Consider the following 24,463-nt stretch of genomic DNA (forward strand, 5'->3'; position numbering starts at 1 on the left):
GCGCAGATCATGCATCCCAATGCGTCGATACCCATTCCTTGCCAGGGACTGCCGCCAACAAGCTGCGTGTGTAGGCATGCTGAGGGTTGGCAAAGATGTCGGCTGTGGAACCGGATTCCACCAGTTGCCCCTTGCTCATGACGGCGATCTCTTCGCAAACCGTGGCGGCGACCCGAAGGTCGTGCGTGATGAAGAGCAACGACAGACCCATTTCGGCGCGCAGTTCGTCTAGCAACTCCAGCACCTGCTTCTGAACCGATACATCGAGTGCAGACACGGGTTCATCGGCCACGATCAGTTTGGGCTTGACGGCGAGTGCACGCGCAATGCCGATCCGTTGCCGCTGGCCACCACTGAACTCATGAGGGTAGCGGTCGATCGCCTCTGGCTTCAGTCCCACCCTGCGCAGCAGCTCGCGTGCCTCCGTGTAAGCCTGTTCCCGCGGAACGCCTTGCACGCGAGCCCCGAGGGTCACGATTTCCCCGACCTTGTGCCTGGGGTTGAGCGAGGCAAACGGATCCTGAAAGACCATCTGAACCTGACTGCGCAGGGGCAGCAGTTCGCGCCGAGTGCGGCCGGTGAGATGGGCTCCATCGAGCAGAATTTCGCCGCCGTCGGCTTTTTCCAGTCCGATGATGCACCGTGCCAGCGTGCTCTTGCCGGAACCAGACTCGCCCACCAGTGCAAGTGAGCTTTGTCGCTTCACCGTTAGGCTGACGCTCTGCACCGCTGGTACGGTCCGTCGGTTGCGTGCGAAGAGTCCGCCAGAACTTCGATAGGTCTTCTGCAGAAGCTTCACCTCCAGCAGCGGGGTTTCCCCGGCAATATCCGGTACGTCGGCATTGCGGCTCCGCGGCGCGAGACGGGGCACGGCCGCAATCAGGGCTTTGCTGTACTCGGCCTGCGGGTTTCCGAGCACTTGTTGGGTGGTGCCTGTCTCAACGATTTCGCCATGTCGCATCACCACCACCCGGTCGGCAATCTCGGCCACCACGCCAAAGTCATGGGTGATGAAGAGCACGGCCGTGCCGTGGCTGCGCTGCAGCTCCTTCATCAGGTGGAGAATCTGGGCTTGCGTGGTGACATCCAGGGCCGTCGTGGGCTCGTCCGCGATGATCAAGGCCGGTTCGAGCGCCAACGCCATCGCAATGACGACTCGCTGTCGCTGCCCGCCCGATAACTGGTGTGGAAAGCTGTCAATCAGCCGCTCAGGTTCGGGAAGATGGACATCTCTGAGCAGGGCCAGAACGCGTTCCCGGCGTTGGGCAGGCACCAGATCCGTGTGAATTTCCAGCACCTCATCGATCTGCCGACCAATCTTCATCAACGGGCTCAGCGCTGTCATGGGCTCCTGGAACACCATGGCGATGCGACCGCCGCGAACAGCCCGCATGTCGTCTTCGCTGAGATGTACCAAATCACGTCCTTCAAACATGATTCTTCCGTTCGTGACGCGCAGGTGCGGCTTGGGCAACAGGCCCATGATGGCTTTTCCCATGACCGACTTTCCCGATCCGGATTCGCCCACGATGCAGAGGATCTCGCGGGGGCGCACTTCGATCGAAATGCCGTTGACCGCGTGGGGCCTGTCCGACCAAGGCGGCAGCGCCACCTTCAGGTCTTCGATGCGAAGCACCGCGTCGCCATGTTGTTCGGTGATGTGATTCATGATGTTCTCAGAGATCGGCCAACCGGGGATTGAGCGCGTCGTTCAGACCCTCACCAACCAGATTGATGGCCAGTACCGTGAGCAGAATGACAATGCCGGGAATGGTGACAAGCCACCATGCGTCCCGCAGAAACGAACGGCCCGCGCCGATCATGAAACCCCAGCTCATCTGATTGGGCGCTCCCAGACCCAGGAATGACAGGGCACTCTCGACCAGGATGGCTGTGGCCACCAGCAAAGAGCCTGTCACGATCAGCGGACTGAGCGTATTGGGTAGCACTTGGGTAACGAGAATGGCCAGGTCGCGCTGCCCAGCCACCACAGCCGCTTGCACAAATTCGCGCGACTTGACCGACAGCACTTCACCCCGCACCACTCGCGCTATCGGCGGCCAACTCACCACCCCGATCGCGATCACGAGATTGGTCGCCGACGGCGACAGCACAGCGATCAGCACGATGGCAAAGAGAAAGGAGGGGATGGTCTGAAAGAACTCGGTCAAGCGCATCAGGACGTCGTCTATCCAGCCCCCGAAGTACCCTGCCAGCGCACCGACCGCAGTGCCGAAGACGACCGCAGCCAAGGTAGCCAGGACTGCGATCAGCAAGGTGGTTCGGGACCCATGAATCACCCCCGCCAGCACGTCTCGGCCCAGGCTGTCCGTTCCGAAAATGTGCTGTCCTGCAGGTCGGTCAAAGGGTGATCCGACAATGGCAAACGGATCGACGGGCGCCAGCAGGTCGGCGAACACGGCCATCACGAGCACCAGCGCCAGCCATGCAAGTCCGAAAAGAACGCGGGGATTGCCCAGGAATTTGCTTGAAAAACTCTTCATGTTTTGTCCTCAGGACATCTTGATTCGAGGATCCAGCCACACGTACACCACATCAACCAGCAGGTTGATCAGGACGACCAGGCAAGCCGACATGAAGAAGATGCCCAGCAGCAGGTTGTAGTCCCTTGCAAAAAGCGACTGGTACGCCAGTTGACCGAGACCAGGCCAAGCGAAGACGGCTTCGACGACGACCGATCCCCCCAAAAGGGCACCGAACTGCACGCCGGCCATGGTCACCACCGGCAACAGTGCGTTGCGAAAAACATGGCGGGTGGTGATCTGTCTGTGGGTCAGGCCCTTGGCTCTGGCGGTCGTCACATAGTCCAGCCCACGCTGCTCCAGCATGGAGGCTCGCATCAGGCGTGCGTACAGCGCGATGTAGAACAACGAGAGCGTCAGGGTCGGAAGCACCAGATGGTGTGCAATGTCCTTCACGCGCGCCCACCCTTCGTGAAAGGCCACCACATCTTCCATGCCCGAGGTGGGGAACCAGTCCAGCTTGATGCTGAAGAACAGCACCAGCATCAGCCCCACCCAGAACAAGGGCATGGCGTAGAAGACCACGGCGGCCACGGAAATCAAGTGGTCCTTCCAGGTGCGCACCCACAACGCTGCCAGCACGCCCATACCGATGCCCACCGCAAGTGACACGATCAACGTCGTCCCCATCAGCAGCAAGGTGGGACCGAGTCGATCGAGAACCAGATCGAGAACGGGAGCGCTCTGGCGAAACGAGTAGCCCAGATCCAGGGTCAGGAGGTTTCCAAGGTATGCAAGCAGTTGCACGTGGATGGGCTGGTCCTGCCCGAAGCGCTCCCGCAGTGCATCGATGTACTCTTTGGGCGCTCCGCCCGCTTCGCCCGCAAGGACCGTGGCCAAGTCTCCTGGCGCGAGCTGCAAGAGCAGGAAGTTCACGATCACGACCAGTAGCACAACCGGCACGGTTTGCAACAATCGACGAAGAATGTATTGACCCATGGGCGTGGTTCCACTGCACCGCTGGTGTTCCTCCAGCGGTGCACAAGTTGAATTGAAGAAGCAGAGGGGATGACCCCCTCCAAGTCGCGGCTTACTGCTTGTGAGCCGTCGCGAAGTTGCCGTAGATGCCCAGCGGCGTGTCGATCACGCTCTTGAACTGCCGGTTGATCACCGCCGGGTAGCGCAGCTCCAGCACATAGACCACCGGGCTGGCCTCGCTCACTCGCTTGACGAGGTCGGCATACAGCTTCCCTCGCTCCGCTTCATTGGTGGCGACACTGGCCTTGTCCATGAGCGCGTCGGTCTCCGGGCTGCTCCAGCGCGAGCCGTTGACGAACACCGTACCGGGCTTGATTCGGTCTGAGTGCAGGCCGCGATGGACGCCCAGCACCGGGTCAGCGAGGTTGAACAGGAAGTTCGACGTCAGGGTGAAGTCGTAGTCGGTGTAGGTGCGCTTGAGCCATTTAGGCAGGTCTTCGTAGCGCAGGGTCACCTTGATGCCCACCTGCTGCAGTTGCTGCTGCACGGCTTCGCCGAAGCGCTGCCATTCTTCGCCGTATGGGGTGATGTCATGCGTGATCTCGAAGCGCACACCGTCGGCCTTGCGGGGCAGGCCGGCCTCGTCGAGCAATTTGTTGGCGCGTGCCACGCGGTCAGCGACCGTGAAGTCGGTGCCGGCGGCGTAAAGGCCCGCTGGCTGGAAGTTGCTGCTGATCGGCCCCATGGCGGGCTTGCCAAAGCCAAACCACACGTTGTCGATCGCAAACTTGCGGTCGACGGCGTAGTTGATCGCCTGACGGACCTTCGGGTTGTCGAAGGGCGGCTGCTTGGTGTTGATGACCATTTCCACCATCGGCGAGATCATTTCAGTTCCGGCGGTCGTCACCTCCAGGCTGGACAGGGCGCTCAGGCGCTTGACGTCGTTGTACGGAACAGCACCGAGTCCGGCCACGTGGGCCTCGCCCCGCTCCAGGGCCGCGGTGCGGGTAGATGCATCAGCGATGAAACGCACGACGACACGGTCGAGATAGGGCAGGCCCTTGCGCCAGTAGTCCGGATTTTTGTCCAGGCGCACCAATTCGCCGCGACGCCATTCCACGAACTTGAACGGGCCCGAACCGATCGGTTGGTTGGCGTTGGGGTGGGTCTTGATGTCACCCTGACCATACACGTGCTTGGGCAGCATGGGGCTTTCTGAGCTGGCCAGCGCCTTCAAGATGTAGGGCGCCGGGTTGGCCAGGCGAAAGATGGCGGTGGTGGCGTCGGGGGTGTCCACCGCCGTCACGTCGCGGAAGGTGGCGATGCCGCGCGGGTGGTTCTTCTTCAACACATCCATCACCGTGAACTGCACATCAGCAGAAGTGAACGGCTTGCCGTCGTGGAACTTTACATCGCTGCGCAGCTTGAAGGTGATGGCCTTGCCATCGGGCGAGACTGTCCAGCTTTCGGCTAGGCTAGCCTTGGGTTTCAGGTCAAAGCCGTACTCCAGCAGACCATCGAATACCTTGGCAGTGACCTGGCTGATCGGGCCAGCTGTGCTGATGTAGGGCGCCAGGTTGGGTGGCTCCGGCTGCGTGATTTGCACCAGCGTGCCGCCGGGCTTTTGCGCCCATGCCGATGAGACTGGCACGGCCAGGGTGACAGCGGCGTACGCCGCAAACAATATGGAACGGTACATGGCAGAACTCTCCAGGTTGATGAAACCGCAGCGAAAGTACGGTCAATCAACTTTAGAAATCTTCTGCTTGCACGGGTCAGCGGTTCAAAGAATAATATGTCGCAAACTGTCGCACTGAAAGCAACAACCTGTGGTCGACCTGCAAGCCGATAACGCGTCCGATTTCGTGGCCAACCTCCGGTTTGCTGCGAGCCACCATGTATCCATCAGTGAGTTGTGCCGCCAACTGGGCATCAACCGCCCCCAATTCATGAAGTACCTGGCAGGGAAGACCCACCCGTCCCGGAACAACCTGAGACGCATTTGCGACCATTTCGGCGTCGACGAGTTCGAACTGCTCATGCCGCATGAGCAGTTCAAGAGCCTCCTTCGGCTTCGTCCTGGTCGGGACAGCGAAACACTCAACTTGCCAGGCCTGATGCGTGGTCTGCTCCAGCAAGCGCAACGCCAGCGCGCGGAACTCAGTCGCATGCTCGGCTGGTACTACGTTCACTACCACTCTGCTACGCGTCCCGGGATGATCCTGCGCTCCCTGATGACCATCCACCCCTGGAGAGACTACACCTGCTACAGACGCATAGAGCGCCTTAGTCTGCAAGGGGAAAAAAGGCGTCCCGACGTCTATAAGTATTCCGGCGTCATCGTCATGGTCGGAGACAGGTTGCACCTGGTTGACCAGGAGACAGTGACCGCCAGCGAGCTGAGCCACACGATCCTGTATCCAAGCTACCGCAACCGTGTGCAACTCCTAACTGGGATGACCATGGGTGTATCGGGTTCGGACACACACCACACTTTCGCCTCCCCTGTCCTGATGGAAGCCTTGGGGCGAGTGATCGACCCGCGCAAGGCCCTGAGAGGATGCGGACTATTTGAAATTGACAGCACTGAATTGTCAGCGCCAACGCGGCGCTATCTCGCACACATCGAAGATCCGGCGCGCCCATGGCAGTTGCGTGCGCATCCGCTCTGAAGTCATCTGCAGTTGCGTCTCAAGGCGATCGAAACGCACTTCACACATCAGTCAGCATGACTATCGATGATGGATCCTGGCATGCTCGGACTCTGCGAATCGCTGCTGCGACACAAGGGATCGTATCAGTGCCCTCTTCAATGAATGGAGTTGGCATTCGCGGCGAAAGACCATGGTCCCTCAGAGGCGGAAGTCATGAACATCCACGCACTGACTGCCCTGTTGATTTGCACCAGTTCCCGTTGTGTGCAACTTTCGCTAGCGGCCTCGCAGAAGGCGGTGAGGTGAGGGGGGAATACCAGTACCACGCTCGTCAAGCATCATCCAACGGCGCAAGGCCAGCTTGAGCCAACCACGGCGTACGTCGTTCTCGAACAACTGCAGCAACGCCGTGTCAGTGGTACTTGTTTTCATTGAAAAACCATTCGATGACCTGGTCATCTCAGCAACCTTCCATGTGCGCCGACCATGGCCAGCTCGACGAACGGTGAGCCATTGCGCGTCGAAGGCGGGTAGCCGATGGGGAAACCGCCTACCTGGTCAGAGGGAGGTGTTTCCAGCATGGCAATGAACTTTGCCCGATTCAATTGGGGGCCAGTCGCCTGCAGCGCTCCGGTGATCACGCGCGCTGATATGAACCCCTCAAGCCCGAAACTGCTGGGTTCGCTGGATGCGCCAAGGTAGTCGCGCACGACGGGCATGGCACTTGCCCTCAGGCCCGGCATCACCTGCGTCATCACGACGCCTTTGCTCAAGGGGCCAAGCGCCTTGAACAGCCGTCCCACGTTGCTGACCGACAGGCAGTAGTAGGTGGTGCGCAGACCCAACTGGTGGCTTGCTGAAACAAAGTTCTCCACGCTGGCGCCCGCACTGCCGACAATCACGACATTTGGACTGACGCTGTGGATCAGCCGGGCTGCGGCCTGAACTTCGGTAGGTTGGTTGAACGGTATCAGTCCGACAGCCGAGAGCGACAGAGCTGCATCCTGCATGGCTGCTTCAACCTGCGCCCGGATGCCATGGCCGAAGGGCTCATCTTCATGTACCAGGGCAACCCGGAAAATTCCCAGCGTCTGCAAATGGTGAATGATCCGCCGGACCTCCTGACGATAGCTGGCCCGCAAGTAAAACGTCTGGCGGCTGCTCAGGGTTGGGGCGCGCAGTTCCTCTGCCCCTGTCAACAGGTGCAGGCAAGGAATCTGCCTGGACTCCAGGAAAGGAATGAGCTCGCTCGCAATCGCTGTGCCAACAGAGTGCAGCATGGCGAAGACGGGCATCTGCGTCAACCGACGTGCGTTCGCCAAGGCACGTTCAGTGAGTTAGCCATCGTCGAACTGCACAGTCCTCAACAGTCGACCATGAACGCCGCCGCGTTGATTGACTGCATCAAAGTGAAGCCTCGCGCCAGCGCTGTAGGCCAGTGCGACGGCTGCCCGGCTGGCCGACATGTCGCAGATCTGGCCGAACGTGATCTCGCGCGGACTGACTCCAGGCTCGCCCTTCACCGCCTGGTTGCGCGATGTCGAAGCCAGACCAGGCAATACGAACGACTGACCTGCCAATGCAGTTCTTCGTTTCACAAGGCCTCCGAGGGCTTGCACCGGGATGCGCCACTTGGCAGGGCAACCACCTTCCCGGGGTTGAGAAGATTCAGGGGATCCAGCGCCTGCTTGATTCGGCGCATAAGCTCCGCGCCCTCTGGCCCATGTTCTTCCTGCAAGTAGGAGATTTTGTGCATTCCCACCCCGTGCTCACCGGTGCAGGTTCCCTCCATGACAATCGCGCGTTGCGCGATGCGGTGAGCGAGAGCCTCCGCCGAAGCCACTTCTTCGGCGTTGGCGGTGTCCACCAGCAAGACGCAGTGAAAGTTGCCGTCGCCCACGTGGCCGAACAGGGGGGCCATCAGACCTGAAGCCTGAATATCGTCCAGCGTTTGAGCCACGCAGTCGGCCAGGCGCGAAAGCGGCACGCAGGCGTCTGTGGAGACCGCGCGGCTGCCGGGGCGCAGTTGAAGACACGCAAAGTAGGCATGGTGGCGGGGTGTCCACAGGCGCCTTCGTTCTTCGGGTCGATCGGCCCACTGAAAACCATGGCCGCCATGCTCGGCCAGGATGTCTTTCACGGTCGTTGCCTGCTCCGCAACCTGTACTTTGCTGCCACAGAACTCCAGAAACAGGGTTGGCTGTTCTGCCAGTTCTGTGTGGCTGTGGGCATTGATGGCTTGGATCGACAGCGCATCCAGCAGCTCGGCCCTCGCCAGCGGAACCCCCACCTGAAGGCAGACGATGACCGCGTTGACCGCGCTTCGCACATCGGGGAAATTCACCACGGCTGCGGCCACGGCCTCCGGATGCGGGTGAACCTTGACCACCACCTCGGTGATCAGTCCCAGGGTTCCCTCGGAGCCCGCAAACAGCTGTGTGAGGTTGTAGCCGGCTGAGCTTTTCCGAGCGCGTTGCGCTGTGCGAATGACCTCGCCATTGGCCAGCACAACGGTGAGCGACAGGAGGTTCTCGCGCATGGTTCCGTAACGCACGGTGTTCGTACCAGAAGCCCCAGTTGCCACCATACCCCCCAGGGAAGCATCTGCTCCGGGGTCCACCGAGAAGAAATAGCCGGTGCCTGCCAGTGCGCTGTTGAGAGTTTCGCGCGTCACACCGGCCTGCACACGGCAGCTCAGGTCCTGCGTGTCAATTGACAGCACCTTGTTCATGCGGGACATGTCCAGGCAGACGCCACCGTGCAACGCCAGCACATGACCTTCTACGGAGGAGCCGGCTCCAAAGGGAATGACGGGTGTGGCGTACTTTGCGCACAAACGCATGATGCGCGACGCTTCGTCAGTGGATTCAGGCCACGCCACCGCATCGGGCGGCATGCAGGGGTAGCTGGATTCATCGCTTCCGTGCTGCTCCCGAATGGCGCGGTTCTGAGTGAAGCGATCACCCAGCAAAGTTGTCAGGCCGACTGCCAGTGCGTCGGGCAGCTGTCCGATCGGGCCAAGAGTTGGGTTCCGTGTTTCCATGCTTGTCTGCCGTTGTGACGATGGGCGGCAGTCTAGGCAGCGCGCACGCACTTGGGAAATACGAAATTTGTCTGGGCCCATCGCGCAATCCGATGGAGTGGAGTCCCGGTGGTTTGCCCGTCCCTAGAGTAGCTTGACGCCCTCCCAAAGACCTGCGTGCACCCGACGGCGCGTTACTTCCAGCAGCAGGTCATGAACAGCCTTCGCGGCGAGTGAGAGACCGGCATCGGGTCCGGCGCACACATGCACGCGGCGGGTTAATGCCGGCGTAATGGACGTCAGCGTCAACCGACCGGCTTGCACATCGTCGCAGACAGCCCCCCAGGGCATGACGCCGTGAGCCAGGCCTTCCAGCAAGGCATGACGCATGATGCTCATGGAGTTCGCGCACACGGCCAATGGCCCCAGCTTCAGGCCGCGTTGCGCCAGTGCCTGGTCCAGGATCGGACGCACCCCTTGTCCGGAGCCCGGCAAGGCCAGTGGCAAACCCGGCAATTGACGCAGGGACATCGTCTTTCGCGTCGGGCGGGCGTCGGGCCGAGAAACCAAGAAAAGCCGCTCGTCCATCAGCTGCACCCCAGGCAACAGCAACGCGTCTTCGTCATTGACCAACACTGCGAGATCCAGTCTTCCGCTGTTCAGCCCGTGAATCAGGTTGCCACTGATTTCGTCAAAAAACTCGATCTCAATCCCAGGGTTGCGTTCCCGCACCGCAGCCAGCAATGGCAGCGCGTATTGGGACGCGGTGCTCAGCGGGAGCCCAACACTCACTTTTCCCACAGGCTGAGCTGCGCTGTGTTTGACAGCACTGAAGGTGTCTTCGACCTGTCTCAACAACCGCTGCGCATGGCTGTACATCGCCCGCCCGGGCTCGGTAAGGCGTACACCGCGAGACTCCCGCAGAAACAGCTGGTGTCCCAGCTCAGCCTCCATCAGAGCAATCTGCTGACTCAGCGCGGGTTGAGCAATGTGCAATGCGCGCGAAGCCTTGGAGAAGCTGCCAAGATCGGCGATCTTGATGAAGTATCTGAATTGCCGGAGTTCCATCTGCGATGCGCCTTGCCGGAGGAGGTGGAATTGATGGCGAGAATGCCGATGCCAGCTCGTCGGATGAATCGCACGAACTATATCGGGTTGACACTGCATGCGTTGCCTAACGAAGGCAGACCGATTCCACTTGCCGATCAAGTCGGACATCCGATGAACTGGTCGATGTCCCTCTCGACCCAGCAGGCATATGCTCGAAGGGATAAACGCCCTATCTATGGACGGCGGAATCCTGCATGTAGGCGAAGGACTGATCGCCGAGCGAGCCGATAGATCGACACACACGTGGGTCGACGACATCCCCTTCGTCAAACTGATCTTCGTCGTCCCACCAACCATGTACATGGGGTTCCCCCTGCCAACGACACAGAAGTTCGATGTCGTCCAGTGTCTCAGGGCGAAAGCCGTATTGAGGGGTGTACATCATGAGCGCCTCGGCTCTTGCACCACCCGATATCGCTGCAGCGCTGCGCCGGTGTCCATCACCCGCACCTCGGCAAGCTCCAGATTGCGTCGCAGCCCGTGGCCCTCGAAGAGGCGTGTGCCGTGGCCGAAGAGCTCGGGGATCACCAGAAGTGAGAGTTCATCGACGACGCCAGCGGCCAGCGCTGTCTGCGCGAATCGGGCGCCAGGAAAGATCCCGATGTCGCGTCCAGGCCTGGCCTTTTCCCGTGCAACAACTGCGCGAATGTCGGTGTCCGCGATCTCCGAGTTCACCCATTTCCCCGCATCCTGCAACGTGCGGCTGAACACGATCTTGCGTGCGCCATTCATGAAGCGAGCCAGGGCCTGGGCGGCTGGCGGTGTCGCGGGGTCGGCCTCGGCATGAGGCCAATAAGCTGCCATGCCCTCCCAGGCAGCGCGACCATAGAGAAGGGTGTCGAACCGCTCGGCCACTTCGCTGGCCCAGTTGTCGAGATCGGCAGTCCATCGCGGCCCGATGAACTCGCCGCCAGGGCCATTGATGTAGCCGTCTACGCTGACCACCATCCAGAGCACGCAGGTACGGGTCATGTCAGAGACTTCCTTTCATATCGCAGCGGCCAGCAGGTCGGTGATTCGGCGATACTGCTCGTAAGGCTCATGCGGCGAGTCGTTCGCCAGCGTCCGGGCGGCTGTTTCGATGAACGCCGCCTTCACGCCCAAACTGGCTTCCTCGCCTGTTGAACTCAGGCATCCTCGAACATGGCCTTGAACGCTGCCACCATCTCTGCCTCGGGAACCTCGCGGAGTCGTGTGGCGATGATCCAGTGGTGGCCGAATGGGTCCCGCACACGCCCCGCCCGGTCGCCGTAGAACTGATCAGCAAGCGGGTAGATCTCGGTCGCTCCGGCTTCGAGTGCTTTGCGAAACACCACATCCGCTTCGGCCACGTGCAGATCGAGCACGACTGAGGTGCCCGCCAGCGTTTCAGGGCTTGTCGAACCGATCCTGGGCATCTCGTCGGCCAGCATCAAGCGTGTGCCCTCGATCTCGATCTCGGCGTTCATGCAGGTTCCGTCTGGCGCGACCAGCCGGGCGCGGACCTCGGTGGCGGCGAAGACGCGCACGTACCATGCAATCGCTTCGCCCGCGCTCTTCACTTGCAGGTAGGGGGTTATTCCTCGCATTGGTCAGCCTCCTTGGTTTGCAGGCCCTATGCCTGGGACAGGACTTCAAAACCGCCAAAGATCATCCGCGAGCCATCAAAGGGCATCGGGTTGACGTCGGGCTGCATGCGCGGATCGGCCATGATCTTCTGCCAGCCGGCATCCCGCGTGGCCTTGTCCGGCCACAGGGTCCAGGAGAACACCACCGTCTCATCGTCCTTGCGGATCACAGCCGTGTGCAGGGAGTTGATCTTGCCTTGCGGCACGTCGTCGCCCCAGCATTCAACGAGGCTGAGCGCCCCATGCTCCTTGAAGACGACAGCAGCCGCTTGGGCGTGCTTGCGATAGGCCTCCTTGTTGGCGGTCGGCACGGCTGCCACGAAACCATCGACATAGGTCATTTTCTCTCTCCTTCAGCTTGGGTTAATGCAGCCTCAAGGCCGCAGTTTGGAAATTCGTCGGCCGCGGCATGCGACCGGCGCTTTCAGTCAGAGGCGGGCAATCGCGATGCATAGGATGCAAAGCTGTCAAGGATCGGGTTGATGGTTCGAACTGCCTCGCCCTTGTGTTCGCCGACTCCAAAATCGACTTCGACAATCTCACAATCGATCTCGAGTTCATTGATGAGCCAAAGTGCGCGTACCGCGAGCGTCGGCGGTGTCCCATAGAGCTTCATTGGGTGGTCTCCTGTTTGGCCTTGAGCGCTTCGATGCGGCTAGCGAGTTTCTCGAATGCCGAAGTCCAGCCGCCGCGATGGCTGTCGCGGCGCTCGTTGTCCAGGAAAGTTGCCTGGTGGAAAGTCTGGGTCGTTCGCCCATCCCGCTCTTCAAAGCTGAGCGTGATCAGCGTTTCCACGCCTGCCGATGGTCCAGAGTTGTTCCAGGTGAAGGTGAAAGCCAGGCGGGTATGGGGAGCGATCTCCTGATAGACGCCGCTGAACCAGCTCTCACCCGTCTCCTCAGACACAATCAGCGCGCGGTAGGCGCCGCCCTCTCGGAAGTCGATTTCGACAACTGGGCAAGTGAAGCCTTCGGGCCCCATCCAGGCTGCGAAATGCTTCGGATCCGACCACATCGAAAACACAAGCGCTGCAGGTGCATCGAAGGTGCGCTCGATCTCGAGTTCGGGGCTGTCTGAGACGATCATTCTTTCGCCTGCTCTTTCTGCAGAGTGAGTAGATATGCGGCCATGCGATCGAATCCTCCCTCCCAGAAGGGTCTGTAGTGCGCGACCCAGTCATGGACGTCTTTCATGGGGCTTGCTTCCAGCCGGCAAGGGCGCCATTGCGCTTCCCGGCTGCGGGAGATGAGACCGGCGGCCTCTAGCACCTTCAGGTGCCGAGAGATCGCAGGCAGGCTGAAAGGGAAAGGCTCGGCCAGTTCATTCACCGTCGCCTCGCCTTCAGCCAAACGAGCCAGAATGGCGCGTCGCGTCGGATCGGCCAGAGCCGAGAAGGTCGCTGTCAAGCTGTTGGTAATGTTTAAAGGTCTATGCTTCATTTAACTAAAATGTTAAATACGTTCTTCAAGAATGTCAAGCCGTCGCATCGCCCCGCCTTTTGTTCGACCTCCGCCAAGGCCACAACCGGATATCTCTACCCCAATGCGCTTAGCCTGTCTCTGGCTGGTGACCGCTCAGGGTCGCGAAAAGCTGGTTGCTTTGGCGGGTTAGGAGTCACTTCTGACATGAAGGTGTTTGTGATGTCTCAGATGATGCAACTTGCAAAACCTGCGGCATAAGCTGGACGGTACGTGTAGTCTGGTCATCCGGTCCTTCTGCCCACTCGTTGGCAAGCCAAGAAGACTGTACAGGTGACCGGATTGAGTACGAGATTCCACCGTCGCCTCAGGGTCGCTACTTGCAGCTCGCGTCAGAGTGAAGCGGTCATCGGCCGATGGCCGCCTGAAGCGCCCGGTGAGCAGCGAACGCAGCGAGTGTGGCTTGGTCGGGTGCACCGTAGTCGATGACTTTCAGGGGCGTCTTGGCCAACCAGAGCGATTGCGCCATCAGAGTTCGATCCGGGGAGTTCATCATCCCAACTTGCAGCTGAAATGCCAAATCGTTGAGCGATCCGAGGACTCTGCGATTTGCCGTCTTTCCAACTGCCCAAAGTTGCATTGCACCGCGCTCGGCAGCCGCTTCGTCCGCTGGAACGCCGATTTCGGCGAGGATCGGTTCCAGGGCCTCGCAGAGTCGCTGAACGAGGGCTCGACTATCCCGTGCCGGCACCACCACGGGCAACAAGCTTCGCTCGCTGACAGCGAGTACAACCTGGATTCGGCCTACGCGGATCAGATTGGCGTACCAGTCGCCGAGGACTGTGTCCGGCGGTGCCGATTCTGGATCAGGCTTTGAGCTCAGCCGATCAAGGAGCTTTTGGGTGCAGCGAAGGACAAACACAGTGCAAAGGCAGAGAGCCAAATGGCAAGTATCGGTGCATCAATGTTTCGTTTCGGCGGTAGAGCGGTCATACCTTTCCTAGAGCATCGAATGGCCGGTGATGAACGTCGTCGCCGCTCAGGACTCAAGTGCGAGTGACTCAGTTCAGCCTTGAAGCGACCTTGCCCGCGGTCGAGCGCGCTGTTGCTACTGGCCGAATTCAGTCACTCGCATGCGACTACCATGCGCCGTGTGAACAACCCGGCGCCGACCTTGGTCGCCAATCAGACCCCGCTCAGTCGCCCTGGAACCCGCCTCGCCGGTAGGTGAGCACCAGGGTGTCGCGCCAGCCCAGTGCGCCGTCTTCCAGCGGCTGGATGGGTGTGCTTTCGTGGATCACGCGCTCGTCGTCCAGAAGCAGCACCGACCAGGGGTCGCGCAGCGTGAAGCGCTGGCCGCTGGGGCCGTGCGCTTCGAACACGCGGGTCTCGGCGCCCTTGATGCCGTGGCGCCCCAGCATGAACACGGCCACCAGGTCCACACCATCTCGGTGCGCGCCTTCGGGCGTGGGTCGGCCGATGCCGTCGGTGGTGTCAATGCGAAAAGGGTGCGCTTCCACAAACCAGGGCTGGGCGCTGCGCAGGCCGCTGGCGGTTTCGCCCAGGCGCAGCAGGATGCGCTGCCACAGAGGGTGGCTGACCACCGCATCGGCCATGGGCTCGAACCAGCGCTGCATGCCGCCGTGCAGTGCGTTGTAGGCCAGGGGTTGCCAGTGGGGCCGGTGGGGCATTTGCGTCACCGTCTCGGCGTCGACCACAAAGCAGCTGTGGCGCCGGCGCCGGTAGTGGCCGCCGTCTTTCAGGTAGGCGTCTTTGGGCAGGTCGTTCCAGCTGGTGTGCAGCTGACTGAGTTCGTCGGGTTTGGCGCCCAGCCAGTGACGCACGTCGTCCGCGCCGAGCACGGCAAAGCCCTGGGAGCCAAGGGTTGGCACGAGGGCACTGACCGGGGTGCAGGGGGGTGAGGGTTCCAGGGGCATCATGGCCGGGCAGTGTACCGGTGAGCGGATCGGCAGCGGCCTGGCCCCCGAAGCGACCCGTTTCTGCGCTGGATCAAAGCCCTGGCGGGCGCTCGCTGCGAAGCTCGGAACCTCAGTGCAAGAGGAGTCCGTGATGAACACCCTGGAATGGTCCGATGCCCTGGTTCTGGGTTTTGAACCGATGGACCGGATGCACCGCGAATTCGTGGCCCTGCTGGGGCAGGCCCAGAGCGCCAACGACGCGCAATTGCCCAGCGCCTGGTCCGCAATCGTTGACCACACCGCGCGGCTGTTCGAACGCGAAAGCCAGTGGATGCGCAAGACGCACTTTGCCGGTGCTACCGATCACATGCTGCAGCACCGTGTGGTGCTCAACCTGTTGCGCGACGGCCTGGCCATGACGCGCCGCGGCAACTTGCCGCCGGTGCGCGAAATGGCCCAAGAGCTGGCGACCTGGTTCGTCAAGCACACCCAGTCGCTGGACGCGGCCCTGGCTGTGCACCTGCGAGGTCAGGCAGAAACCTCGCTTCGGCGATCCTCAGCCTGAGACGCGCAGAGCGCCGCCTGCTGGACCCCGCTTCGGGGTAAACCATGTGCGCCGAATATTCGGCGATGGTTATATTGATCTGGATACAGGAGATCGCCATGGCCCGCGCAATGCAAGTCGGGGAGCAAGCACACGGTGACGCCGAACCCGCTGCCTCCACCGACCACCTCACCCCAGACGCCGACACCGGCACGGAGCCCCGCCGCCCTTCGGTGTTCGACCTGAAGCTGACCGATCTGAAGCCCAGCGACCCGTTCACCTGGCTGCGCCTGGGCTGGCAGGATTTCAAGCGCTGCCCGCGCATCGGCCTGTTCTACGGGCTGTGCTTTTTTGCCATGGGCCATGCGCTGCTGGCGGTGTTCGAACGTGCGCCGGCCTATGTGCTGGCGCTGAGCGCAGGTTTTCTGCTGCTCGGCCCTTTCCTGTGCCTTGGCCTGTACGACGCCAGCAAGGCCATGCAAACCCACAGCCACCGCCCTTCGCTGAGCGCTTCGCTCACGGCGTGGCGCCCTACCAAAGGCGCAATGGGCATTTTTGCTGGCGTGCTGCTGATCCTGGAGATGTTGTGGGGCCGTGCGTCGATGGTGGTGTTTGCTGTGTCGTTCAACAACCTGCCCGAAGGCAACCTGTTGGCCCATATCTTTGCGTGGGAGAACATCGGCTTTCTCATCACCTACACCGTGGTGGGAGCGGTGTTTGCCGGCCTCATATTTGTGACCAGCGTGGTGTCGATTCCGATGATCATGGACCGCCAGACCGACGCCGTGTCTGCCGGCCTCACCAGCATCCGCGCCTGTCTGCAAAACCCGGGGGTGATGCTGATCTGGGGAGCGCTGATCACCGCGGTGATCGGCCTGGCCATGCTGCCCTGGTTCCTGGGCCTGCTGATCGCCGGGCCGGTGATCGGGCACGCGACCTGGCACGCGTACCGGCACATTGTTCCTGAGGAAGTCTGAGCCCCCACGCTCCACCGCTGCGCGGGTCGCTGCCCCCCAAGGGGGCTGATTCACCTTGGGGCGGCCCAGCGGTGAATCGCTCGCCCACACGCTCCACCGCTGCGCGGGTCGCTGCCCCCCAAGGGGGCTGATTCACCTTGGGGCGGCCCGGTGTGATCAGGCGTTGACGTTGACCACCAGCCGCCCGCGGACCTTGCCGGCCAGGATGTCGGGCGCTGCTGCGAGGGCTTCAGCCAGGCCCACTTCTTTCGTGATGGCGGCCAGCTTCGCGCGATCCAGATCGGTCGCGAGGCGTTGCCAGGCGGCCTGGCGTTTTTCGAGCGGGGCCATCACGCTGTCGATCCCATAGAGCGTGATGCCGCGCAAGATGAAGGGCGCCACCGACGACGGAAAGTCCATGCCCTGGGCCAGGCCGCAAGCGGCCACGGCACCGCCGTAGCGGGTGCTGGCACAGGCATTGGCCAGCGTGTGGCTGCCCACCGAATCCACCACACCGATCCAGCGTTCTTTCTGCAGCGGCTTGCCCGCCACGCTCAAGCCAGCCCGGTCCATCACCTCGGTCGCGCCCAGCCCCTTGAGGTACTCGCTCTCTTCCAGTCGCCCGGTCGATGCCACCACGGTGTGGCCCATCGCCGCGAGCAAGGCAATCGCCACACCGCCTACGCCGCCGCCCGCGCCGGTCACCAGCACCTCTCCGCTGCGCGGCTTCACACCGGCCGCATCCCAGTGGCGCTGCAAGGCCATCACGCACAACATGGCGGTGTAGCCCGCGGTGCCGATGGCCATGGCCTCGCGGGTGCTCAGAGCGTCGGGCAAAGCCACCAGCCAGTCCCCCTTGACGCGCGCCATTTGCGCCAGACCGCCCCAGTGGTTTTCGCCCACGCCAAAGCCGTTGAGCACCACGCGGTCGCCCACTTTCCATTGGGGGTGATCACTGGCGGTCACCACGCCGGCAAAGTCGATGCCGGGCACCAGGGGAAAGCTGCGCACCACGGGCGCCTTGCCGGTGATGGCCAGGCCGTCTTTGTAGTTGATGGTGGACCACTCGACGCGCACCGTCACATCGCCGCTGGCGGGCAACTGGCTCTCGTCGAGCTCGCTCAGCGTGCAGTGGTATCCGGCGTCATCGGTCTTGTTGACGAGCAGGGCTTTGAACATGAGGGTCTCCTGAAAGGGGGGATGGAGCGCTTTCGCGCCAAAGAATCGACAGCAGCCACCAGCCCATGAACACGTTGGCCAGCGCGAGCAGCGTCAACGCAACCAGCAGGCCGCCGGTGGGTTGCAGCAGATGGAGCATCCACGCCAGCACCGATGACAGGGCGTTGAACGCCACCATGAGCCAGAACAGCGGGCGCCGCGGCTGCCAGAGGCGCGTGAAGGCGCGGTGCAAGGGGTTTTCCGTCGAAGGCATGCCCTATTCTGCCGCCCAATGCCGGGCGCTGCGGGCAGGCTGGAGCTCAGGGCGCAGGCTCCTGCTCCTGCAGCAGGCGCCACATCACCTTGCCGCTGCCGCTCTTGGGCAAGGCCTCGATGAACTGCACCACGCGCGGCGCTTTGTAGACCGCCATGTTCTCGTGGCACCAGGCCATGATGTCTTGTTCGCTGACGCGCCCACGCGCCTCGGCGCGCAAGACCACCACCGCCTTCACGCTCTCGCCGCGGTAGGCGTCGCGGGTGCCGATCACGCATGCTTCGGCAATGGCCGGGTGGCGGAACATGAGCGCTTCCACCTCGGCGGGCCAGACCTTGAAGCCGCTGGCGTTGATCATCCGCTTCAGGCGGTCGGTGATGAAGAAGTAGCCGTCTTCATCCACCCGCCCCAGGTCACCAGAGCGGAAATAGCGCTGACCCTCGAACATGACGAACGCGGCCTCGGTGGCGTCGGGCCGCTTCCAGTAGCCCGAGAACACCGACGGCCCACGCATGATGATCTCGCCCGCCTCGCCCGTTGGCATTTCCTGAAGCGTCTCGGGATCCACCACGCGGGCGTCCACGCTGACGAAGGGGACACCCAGGCACTGCTGCTTGGGCGCATCGGGCGGGTTGCTGTGCGAAGGTGCGGCAGTCTCTGTCAGGCCGTAGCCCTCGGCGTAGCGCAGGCCATAAGCGTCGAGCAGCCGCTGCGCCACGGCCTGCGGCATGGCCGCACCCCCACCACCGATGTAGGCCAGGCTGGAGAGGTCGTATTCGGAAAACCGGGGGCTGGCCAGCAAGTCGATCACCATGGTGGGGATGTTGGTCCAGCTGGTCACGCGCCAGTTTGAAATCAGGCGCCCGGCCAGGTCGCGGTCCCAGCGTGGCATGACGACGACGGTGGCTCCCGCGTAGATGCCGGCGTGCATGCCGGTCACCATGCCGGTGATGTGAAACAGCGGCACCACCAGCAGGGTGACGGCCTCGGCCGTGCTGTTGCCCCAGAGGCAGCTCGCCACCGCGTTGTGCGCGATGCTGGCATGGGTGTGCATGCAGCCCTTGGGCAAGCCGGTGGTGCCGCTGGTGTAAGGCAGCACACACAGGTCATCGGGAGTCCGGTCGTGCACACCGGGCGCGCGCGGCGTGGCGAGCGCATCGAGCCAGTCGCTCACCTGGCCACCGGGTAACTCGGGCAGCGGGTGTCGGGTACCGAGCCAGGTCTGCCAGGCCTCAGGCACCTCGGCGGCCGGCCCCATGGCGTCGCTGTAATGGCTCACCAGCACATGCTGCAGGCGCTGTTCGGCGGGCAGCTCGGCGCTGGCCTTGAGCAGGTCGGGCGCGAGGTCGGCGGCGCAGATGGCAACCCGCGCATCCGGGTCGGTGATGTAGTGCTTGAGCTCTTCGGCCCGGTTCATCGGGTTGACCGGCACCACCACCGCGTTGGCGCGCAGGATGGCGTAGCAGGCGATGACCCACTGAGGACAGTTCTGCATCAGCAAGATCACGCGGTCGCCGGCCTTGACGCCCTGGACCTGCAGGTGCGCCGCCACACGCTCGGCCTGGTCGTGCAGCTCGCGGTAGCTGATCTGGCGGTCAAAAAACACCAGCGCCGGTTTGTCGGGGTACCTCTGGGCGCTCACCACCAGGTTGAACCAGAGCGAGGTCTGCGGCGGTCGGATGCTGCGCGGCAGGCGCTTGGGCCAAAACACGTGGTGCGCGCGCTCGGTCATCGGCTCGGGGGCCTGGGCGTCGGACATGGTCGGGGCTCCTGTCTCTTGGATGTGCGCCCGAGCATACGGTGGCCTCACCGCGCATCAAATCCACCTATGTCGCAGCTGAGACCCCGAGACAGCGGATGTGTCGGTGGCACGAATTCTGCAAGCCGTTTGGGCACAGGCGTTTCACATGGCTGGCAGTTGTCGCGGCATGCATTTTTCGCATGAAGTGCCCACGTAAACCCCGATGCGAGGGCACTTGAGGCAGCAATACAGTCTCGAAGCGGCTTCGGATCGCACCGACCCGGTGCGTCATGAACCTGTCAACCAACCTGATCCTCACCAACGGAGAGACTCGATGAAATTGAAATCCATGAAGCTGGTCCTGGCGGCCGCAGCGGCGGCAACTACCCTGGTCAGCCTGCCGGCACATGCCGGTAAAGACCTGGACGCGATCAAGAAGCGCGGGGAACTGATCTGCGGCGTGAACACCGGCCTAGCTGGATTTTCCGCTGCCGACAGCCAGGGCAAGTGGAGCGGCATGGACGTTGACGTCTGCCGTGCCGTGGCTGCGGCCATTCTGAGTGACGCCAACAAGGTGCGCTTCGTGCCCCTGACAGCCCAGCAGCGCTTCACCGCCCTGCAGTCCGGCGAGATCGACATGCTGGCACGCAACACCACCTGGACGCTGACCCGCGACGCCTCGCTGGGCCTGAGCTTCACCGGCGTGAACTTTTACGACGGCCAGGCATTCATGGTGCCCAAAAAGCTCAACGTCAAGAGCGCCAAGTCGCTCAAAGGCGCCACCGTCTGTGTGCAGTCCGGCACCACGACCGAGCTGAACCTGAGCGACTACTCGCGCGCCAACAAGCTGGATCTCAAGCCCATCGTGTTTGAGAAAGTGGAAGCTGCCACCGCCGCCTATGTGGCTGGCCGTTGCCAGGCCTACACCACCGACGCCTCTGGCCTGGCTTCGATTCGCGCCAAGGAAACCACCAATCCGGCCGATCACGTGATCCTGCCCGAGCTGGTGTCCAAAGAGCCTCTGGGCCCAGTGGTCCGCCGGGGTGATGACGACTTCTTTGCGATCGTGAAGTGGGTCGGTTTCGCCCTGATCGAAGCCGAAGACTACGGCGTGACCCAGGCCAATGCCGACTCCATGAAGAGCAGCACCAACCCCAACATCATGCGTCTGGTTGGAGCCGGTACCGAAGACACGGGCAAGTTCCTGGGTCTGGACAAGGAATGGGCGCTGCGAGCCATCAAGGCCGTCGGGAACTACGGCGAGCAGTTTGAGCGCCATGTCGGGCCCAAAACCGCCATTGGCCTGCCGCGTGGCATGAACAACCTTTGGAGCAACGGCGGCCTGATGTACGCCCCGCCTGTCCGCTGAAAACAGCGCCTCCGACCCTCGCCTGACTGCCGAAACTGGCCAGTCGGCGAGGGTCGATTCGTTTTCCCAACAGGCCTTGAGCAAATGCCCAAGGCCTGTTTTGTAACCATCTCCCTTGTTTCCGCTCCCCGAATGTGAGGCCGCATTGAATCACCAACCGCCCCCTCCCAAACGAGCCTGGTCGCTCAACAGCCGCGCCACGCGCGGCATCATCTTTCAGGTCGTGACCCTCGCGCTGGTCGCGGCAGGTGTCTGGTTCCTCTGGCACAACATGCAAGAGAACATGCGCATCCGCGGCATCGAAAGCGGCTGGGACTTCCTGGGCTCCACCGCGGGCTTCGACATCGGTGAAACCCTGATCGAGTACCAGCCCAGCGAAAGCTACGGCAAGGCGATCTGGGTCGGCGTGCTCAACACCCTCAAAGTGGCGGTGATCGGTATCGTGCTGACCACGCTGGTGGGCGTGCTGATCGGTGTAGGCCGTTTCTCGCGCAACGCCCTGGTGCGTGGCCTGTGCTATGGGTATGTGGAGCTGTTTCGCAACGTGCCCATCCTGCTGCAATTGCTGATGTGGTACCTGATCTTTATTGAGGTGCTGCCAGCTTCCAACGAAGCCTGGAACCTGGCCAATCTGGTCTTTCTGAGCAAAGGCGGCCTCTCGTTCCCCTTTCCCACTGAAGGTGTGGGGCATGTGCTGGCTGGTGCCGGCATCGGCCTGGTCGGCGCCTGGTTCTGGCGTGACCGCAAACAGAAGCACTTTGAACTCACGGGCCAGGACAGCAACCGGATTTGGGGCCCTGCCGCGCTGGTGCTGGCCTTCGCCGCAGCAGGCTGGGCCGTGGCCGGCATGCCCATGACGTGGGACGTGCCCGAGCAACTGGTGTTCATGGTCGACGGTGGTGTGGCCGCCACACCCGAATTCATGGCGGTGCTGATTGGGCTGACGATCTACACGGCAGCCTTCATCGCCGAAGTGGTGCGCAGCGGCATCCAGTCGGTCAGCGCGGGCCAGGTGGAAGCGGCGTCTGCGCTGGGCTTGAATCAGAAACAGAGCATGAAGCTGGTGGTGTTGCCGCAAGCCCTGCGCGTGATCATTCCGCCGATGACCAACCAGTACCTCAACCTGACGAAGAACTCTTCGCTAGCCGTGGCCGTGGGCTACCCCGACGTGGTCTCGATCGCCAACACCACCATCAACCAGAGCGGCCGCGCGGTCGAGTGCATCGCCATCATCATGCTGGTCTACCTGACCACCTCGCTGTCCACTTCGGCCTTCATGAACTGGTACAACCAGCGCATGGCCATCAAGGAGCGCTGAAGCCATGGCCGACACCTTCACCCCCATCGCCCCGCGCCCGTCGCCGGTCAAGGTCACCGGTTTCGTGCCCTGGGTTCGGCGCAACCTGTTCAACGACTGGCGCAGCTCGCTCACCACCCTCTTCGTCATCGGTCTGGTGCTGTACGTGCTGCCAGGCCTGGCCAACTGGGGTCTCTTCAACTCGGTCGTGCGCGCCGACGCCGACGCCTGCCAGGCCGCGCGCGGCACGGGCGCCTGCTGGGGCGTGGTGACCGAGAAGTACCGACTCATTCTGTTCGGGCGCTTCCCCTACGAAGAGCACTGGCGTCCCTTGCTGGCCACGTCCATCATGATCGGCGCGCTGGTGTTGAGCTGCATGCGCTACTTCTGGAAGCCGTGGCTGGCCATCATGTGGGTCGGCGTGCTGGCCGTGTTCTTCACCCTCATGGGCGGAGGCGTCCTGGGGCTGGAGCCTGTGCGCACCGACGTCTGGGGTGGCCTGCCACTGACCGTCATGCTGGCCACGCTGTCCATCTTCCTCGCGTTCCCGATCGCGATCATGGTGGCACTGGGCCGGCGCAGCAACCTGCCCGCCATCCGCTCGGTCTGCATCGTCTACATCGAGCTGATACGAGGTGTGCCGCTGATCTCGGTGCTCTTCATGGCCTCGTTCATGTTTCCGCTGTTCATGCCGCAAGGCGTGACGATCGATGTGCTGGTGCGCGTGGTCGCCGGCATCACCCTGTTTGCCGCCGCCTACATGGCAGAAATCATCCGCGGCGGCTTGCAGGCCTTGCCCAAAGGTCAGCTCGAAGCTGCCGACACCCTGGGCCTGTCCTACTGGCAGACGCAGCGCAAGATCGTGCTGCCGCAGGCCCTGGCCATGACGGTGCCCAGCATGATGGGCAACTTCATCGCGATCTTCAAGGACACCTCGCTGGTGTTCATCGTCTCGCTCTACGAACTCGTCGGCGCCATGTCGCTGGCACTCAACTCGGACGTGAACTGGCGACCTTTCAAGATTGAGGCCTACCTGTTCATCACCTTCATCTATTTCATCTTCTGCATTTCCATGTCGCGCTACAGCCTGTGGGTTGAGAAGCAACTGTCGGCCAGCAAGGCCCGCTAAGGATCGAACACCATGTCCCAAGCATCCATCATCAAATTTGACAAAGTCAACAAGTGGTACGGCAATGACTTCCACGTGTTGCGCGACATCGACCTCGACGTCGCCAAGGGTGAGCGCATCGTGGTCTGCGGACCTTCCGGCTCGGGCAAGTCCACCCTGATCCGCTGCATCAACCGCCTCGAAGAGCACCAGCAAGGCCACCTGACGGTCGACGGTATCGAGCTCACCGACGACGTGAAGGCCATCGACAAAGTGCGAAAAAACGTCGGCATGGTGTTTCAGCAGTTCAATCTCTTCCCTCACCTGACGGTGCTGGAAAACCTCACGCTCTCGCCCATGTGGGTCGGCAAGATGCCCAAGAAAGAAGCCGAGGAGCGCGCCATGCAGCAGCTCGAGCGCGTGCGCATCGCCGAGCAGGCAGCCAAATACCCGCTGCAACTCTCGGGCGGCCAGCAGCAGCGCGTGGCAATCGCACGCGCCCTCTGCCTGACACCCAAGATCATGCTGTTCGACGAGCCCACCTCAGCGCTGGATCCTGAAATGATCAAGGAAGTGCTGGACGTGATGATCGAACTGGCCAACCAGGGCATCACCATGATCTGCGTGACGCACGAAATGGGTTTTGCCAAAGCGGTGGCCGACCGGGTCATTTTCATGGACCAGGGCCAGATCGTCGAACAGAACAACCCGCATGAGTTCTTCAACAACCCGCAGAACGAGCGCAGCAAGGACTTTCTGTCCAAGATTCTCGGGCACTGAAATCGAGACGGATACGGCGCTGCACGCCGATGCGAGGTGCTGCCA

The 24,463-nt window shown here is 62.1% G+C and carries 26 protein-coding genes; 7 read left to right on the top strand and 19 right to left on the bottom strand.

All coding sequences use genetic code 11. The features are described from left to right. Nucleotides 1-7: 7 nt before the first annotated feature. From QUV25_RS00120 to QUV25_RS00135, 4 genes are all read right to left on the bottom strand, one after another. Complete coding sequence (locus QUV25_RS00120) at nucleotides 8-1,669, bottom strand: ABC transporter ATP-binding protein (protein ID WP_300860510.1); 1,662 nt, start codon at nucleotides 1,667-1,669, stop codon at nucleotides 8-10. 7 nt (nucleotides 1,670-1,676) lie between these two features. Beyond that, nucleotides 1,677-2,504: an ABC transporter permease gene (locus QUV25_RS00125; RefSeq protein ID WP_300860511.1), complete on the bottom strand. Its 828-nt coding sequence runs from the start codon at nucleotides 2,502-2,504 to the stop codon at nucleotides 1,677-1,679. A 9-nt stretch (nucleotides 2,505-2,513) separates the two neighbouring features. After that, nucleotides 2,514-3,482, bottom strand: coding sequence for an ABC transporter permease (locus tag QUV25_RS00130; RefSeq protein ID WP_300860512.1), 969 nt, complete (start codon nucleotides 3,480-3,482; stop codon nucleotides 2,514-2,516). Nucleotides 3,483-3,573: 91 nt separating this feature from the next. Then, on the bottom strand, nucleotides 3,574-5,160 hold the full coding sequence (locus QUV25_RS00135) for an ABC transporter substrate-binding protein (RefSeq protein ID WP_300860513.1): 1,587 nt from the start codon (nucleotides 5,158-5,160) through the stop codon (nucleotides 3,574-3,576). Between the two features lie 130 nt (nucleotides 5,161-5,290). Between QUV25_RS00135 and QUV25_RS00140 the strand changes: the two genes are divergently transcribed. Next, nucleotides 5,291-6,133 (top strand): helix-turn-helix transcriptional regulator, encoded by an 843-nt coding sequence (locus QUV25_RS00140; protein ID WP_300860514.1) that lies wholly within the window; start codon nucleotides 5,291-5,293, stop codon nucleotides 6,131-6,133. 437 nt (nucleotides 6,134-6,570) lie between these two features. Here the strand turns inward: QUV25_RS00140 and QUV25_RS00145 are convergent, their stop codons facing one another. From QUV25_RS00145 to QUV25_RS00200, 12 genes are all read right to left on the bottom strand, one after another. Then, entirely contained in the window at nucleotides 6,571-7,437 is an 867-nt protein-coding gene (locus QUV25_RS00145) for an ABC transporter substrate-binding protein (RefSeq protein ID WP_300860515.1), read from the bottom strand. 15 nt (nucleotides 7,438-7,452) lie between these two features. After that, nucleotides 7,453-7,713 (bottom strand): hypothetical protein, encoded by a 261-nt coding sequence (locus QUV25_RS00150; protein ID WP_300860516.1) that lies wholly within the window; start codon nucleotides 7,711-7,713, stop codon nucleotides 7,453-7,455. Beyond that, a complete protein-coding gene (locus QUV25_RS00155; RefSeq protein WP_300860518.1) occupies nucleotides 7,710-9,158 on the bottom strand; it encodes an FAD-linked oxidase C-terminal domain-containing protein in 1,449 nt (482 codons plus the stop codon). Before QUV25_RS00155 ends, QUV25_RS00150 begins: the two co-directional genes overlap by 4 nt. Before the next feature lie 123 nt (nucleotides 9,159-9,281). Then, on the bottom strand, nucleotides 9,282-10,205 hold the full coding sequence (locus QUV25_RS00160) for a LysR substrate-binding domain-containing protein (RefSeq protein ID WP_300860519.1): 924 nt from the start codon (nucleotides 10,203-10,205) through the stop codon (nucleotides 9,282-9,284). Nucleotides 10,206-10,628: 423 nt separating this feature from the next. Beyond that, on the bottom strand, nucleotides 10,629-11,219 hold the full coding sequence (locus QUV25_RS00165) for a dihydrofolate reductase family protein (protein WP_300860520.1): 591 nt from the start codon (nucleotides 11,217-11,219) through the stop codon (nucleotides 10,629-10,631). A 155-nt stretch (nucleotides 11,220-11,374) separates the two neighbouring features. Then, on the bottom strand, nucleotides 11,375-11,815 hold the full coding sequence (locus tag QUV25_RS00170) for a VOC family protein (protein ID WP_300860521.1): 441 nt from the start codon (nucleotides 11,813-11,815) through the stop codon (nucleotides 11,375-11,377). A 26-nt stretch (nucleotides 11,816-11,841) separates the two neighbouring features. Next, nucleotides 11,842-12,195: a DUF1428 domain-containing protein gene (locus QUV25_RS00175; protein ID WP_300860522.1), complete on the bottom strand. Its 354-nt coding sequence runs from the start codon at nucleotides 12,193-12,195 to the stop codon at nucleotides 11,842-11,844. 83 nt (nucleotides 12,196-12,278) lie between these two features. Further along, on the bottom strand, nucleotides 12,279-12,470 hold the full coding sequence (locus QUV25_RS00180; protein WP_300860523.1) for a hypothetical protein: 192 nt from the start codon (nucleotides 12,468-12,470) through the stop codon (nucleotides 12,279-12,281). Next, nucleotides 12,467-12,940: an SRPBCC domain-containing protein gene (locus QUV25_RS00185; protein ID WP_300860524.1), complete on the bottom strand. Its 474-nt coding sequence runs from the start codon at nucleotides 12,938-12,940 to the stop codon at nucleotides 12,467-12,469. The genes QUV25_RS00180 and QUV25_RS00185 overlap by 4 nt, the downstream gene beginning before the upstream one ends. Then, a complete protein-coding gene (locus QUV25_RS00190; RefSeq protein ID WP_300860525.1) occupies nucleotides 12,937-13,293 on the bottom strand; it encodes a metalloregulator ArsR/SmtB family transcription factor in 357 nt (118 codons plus the stop codon). The genes QUV25_RS00185 and QUV25_RS00190 overlap by 4 nt, the downstream gene beginning before the upstream one ends. A 385-nt stretch (nucleotides 13,294-13,678) precedes the next feature. After that, nucleotides 13,679-14,194, bottom strand: a complete 516-nt coding sequence (locus QUV25_RS00195; RefSeq protein ID WP_300860526.1) for a hypothetical protein — start codon at nucleotides 14,192-14,194, stop codon at nucleotides 13,679-13,681. Nucleotides 14,195-14,468: 274 nt separating this feature from the next. Beyond that, nucleotides 14,469-15,212: a 2OG-Fe dioxygenase family protein gene (locus QUV25_RS00200; protein WP_300860527.1), complete on the bottom strand. Its 744-nt coding sequence runs from the start codon at nucleotides 15,210-15,212 to the stop codon at nucleotides 14,469-14,471. 130 nt (nucleotides 15,213-15,342) lie between these two features. Here QUV25_RS00200 and QUV25_RS00205 point away from each other — a divergent pair, with 130 nt between their 5' ends. Continuing rightward, nucleotides 15,343-15,756 carry a hemerythrin domain-containing protein gene (locus QUV25_RS00205; RefSeq protein WP_300860528.1) on the top strand — a complete coding sequence of 138 codons (414 nt, stop codon included), beginning with the start codon at nucleotides 15,343-15,345 and terminating at the stop codon, nucleotides 15,754-15,756. Nucleotides 15,757-15,854: 98 nt separating this feature from the next. Beyond that, entirely contained in the window at nucleotides 15,855-16,712 is an 858-nt protein-coding gene (locus QUV25_RS00210; RefSeq protein ID WP_300860529.1) for a DUF2189 domain-containing protein, read from the top strand. Between the two features lie 156 nt (nucleotides 16,713-16,868). Here the strand turns inward: QUV25_RS00210 and QUV25_RS00215 are convergent, their stop codons facing one another. The 3 genes from QUV25_RS00215 to QUV25_RS00225 are packed head-to-tail and all read right to left on the bottom strand — an operon-like array spanning nucleotide 16,869 to nucleotide 19,882. Beyond that, nucleotides 16,869-17,870 carry an MDR family oxidoreductase gene (locus tag QUV25_RS00215; protein WP_300860530.1) on the bottom strand — a complete coding sequence of 334 codons (1,002 nt, stop codon included), beginning with the start codon at nucleotides 17,868-17,870 and terminating at the stop codon, nucleotides 16,869-16,871. Then, nucleotides 17,836-18,123, bottom strand: a complete 288-nt coding sequence (locus QUV25_RS00220; protein WP_300860531.1) for a hypothetical protein — start codon at nucleotides 18,121-18,123, stop codon at nucleotides 17,836-17,838. The genes QUV25_RS00215 and QUV25_RS00220 overlap by 35 nt, the downstream gene beginning before the upstream one ends. A 46-nt stretch (nucleotides 18,124-18,169) precedes the next feature. Then, the gene (locus tag QUV25_RS00225) at nucleotides 18,170-19,882 is read right to left on the bottom strand and encodes a long-chain fatty acid--CoA ligase (RefSeq protein ID WP_300860532.1); all 1,713 of its coding nucleotides are present in this window, start codon (nucleotides 19,880-19,882) and stop codon (nucleotides 18,170-18,172) included. A gap of 331 nt (nucleotides 19,883-20,213) precedes the next feature. Between QUV25_RS00225 and QUV25_RS00230 the strand changes: the two genes are divergently transcribed. The 4 genes from QUV25_RS00230 (at nucleotide 20,214) to QUV25_RS00245 (ending at nucleotide 24,418) form a co-directional block, all read left to right on the top strand. Further along, nucleotides 20,214-21,233 (top strand): amino acid ABC transporter substrate-binding protein, encoded by a 1,020-nt coding sequence (locus tag QUV25_RS00230; protein WP_300861946.1) that lies wholly within the window; start codon nucleotides 20,214-20,216, stop codon nucleotides 21,231-21,233. A 145-nt stretch (nucleotides 21,234-21,378) separates the two neighbouring features. After that, nucleotides 21,379-22,551 carry an ABC transporter permease subunit gene (locus tag QUV25_RS00235; RefSeq protein WP_300860533.1) on the top strand — a complete coding sequence of 391 codons (1,173 nt, stop codon included), beginning with the start codon at nucleotides 21,379-21,381 and terminating at the stop codon, nucleotides 22,549-22,551. Nucleotides 22,552-22,555: 4 nt separating this feature from the next. Continuing rightward, the gene (locus QUV25_RS00240; protein ID WP_300860534.1) at nucleotides 22,556-23,659 is read left to right on the top strand and encodes an amino acid ABC transporter permease; all 1,104 of its coding nucleotides are present in this window, start codon (nucleotides 22,556-22,558) and stop codon (nucleotides 23,657-23,659) included. A gap of 12 nt (nucleotides 23,660-23,671) precedes the next feature. Beyond that, entirely contained in the window at nucleotides 23,672-24,418 is a 747-nt protein-coding gene (locus QUV25_RS00245; protein WP_300860535.1) for an amino acid ABC transporter ATP-binding protein, read from the top strand. The last annotated feature ends 45 nt before the right edge of the window (nucleotides 24,419-24,463 follow it).

This window comes from Hydrogenophaga sp. (assembly GCF_030373245.1).
Classification (GTDB): domain Bacteria; phylum Pseudomonadota; class Gammaproteobacteria; order Burkholderiales; family Burkholderiaceae_C; genus Hydrogenophaga.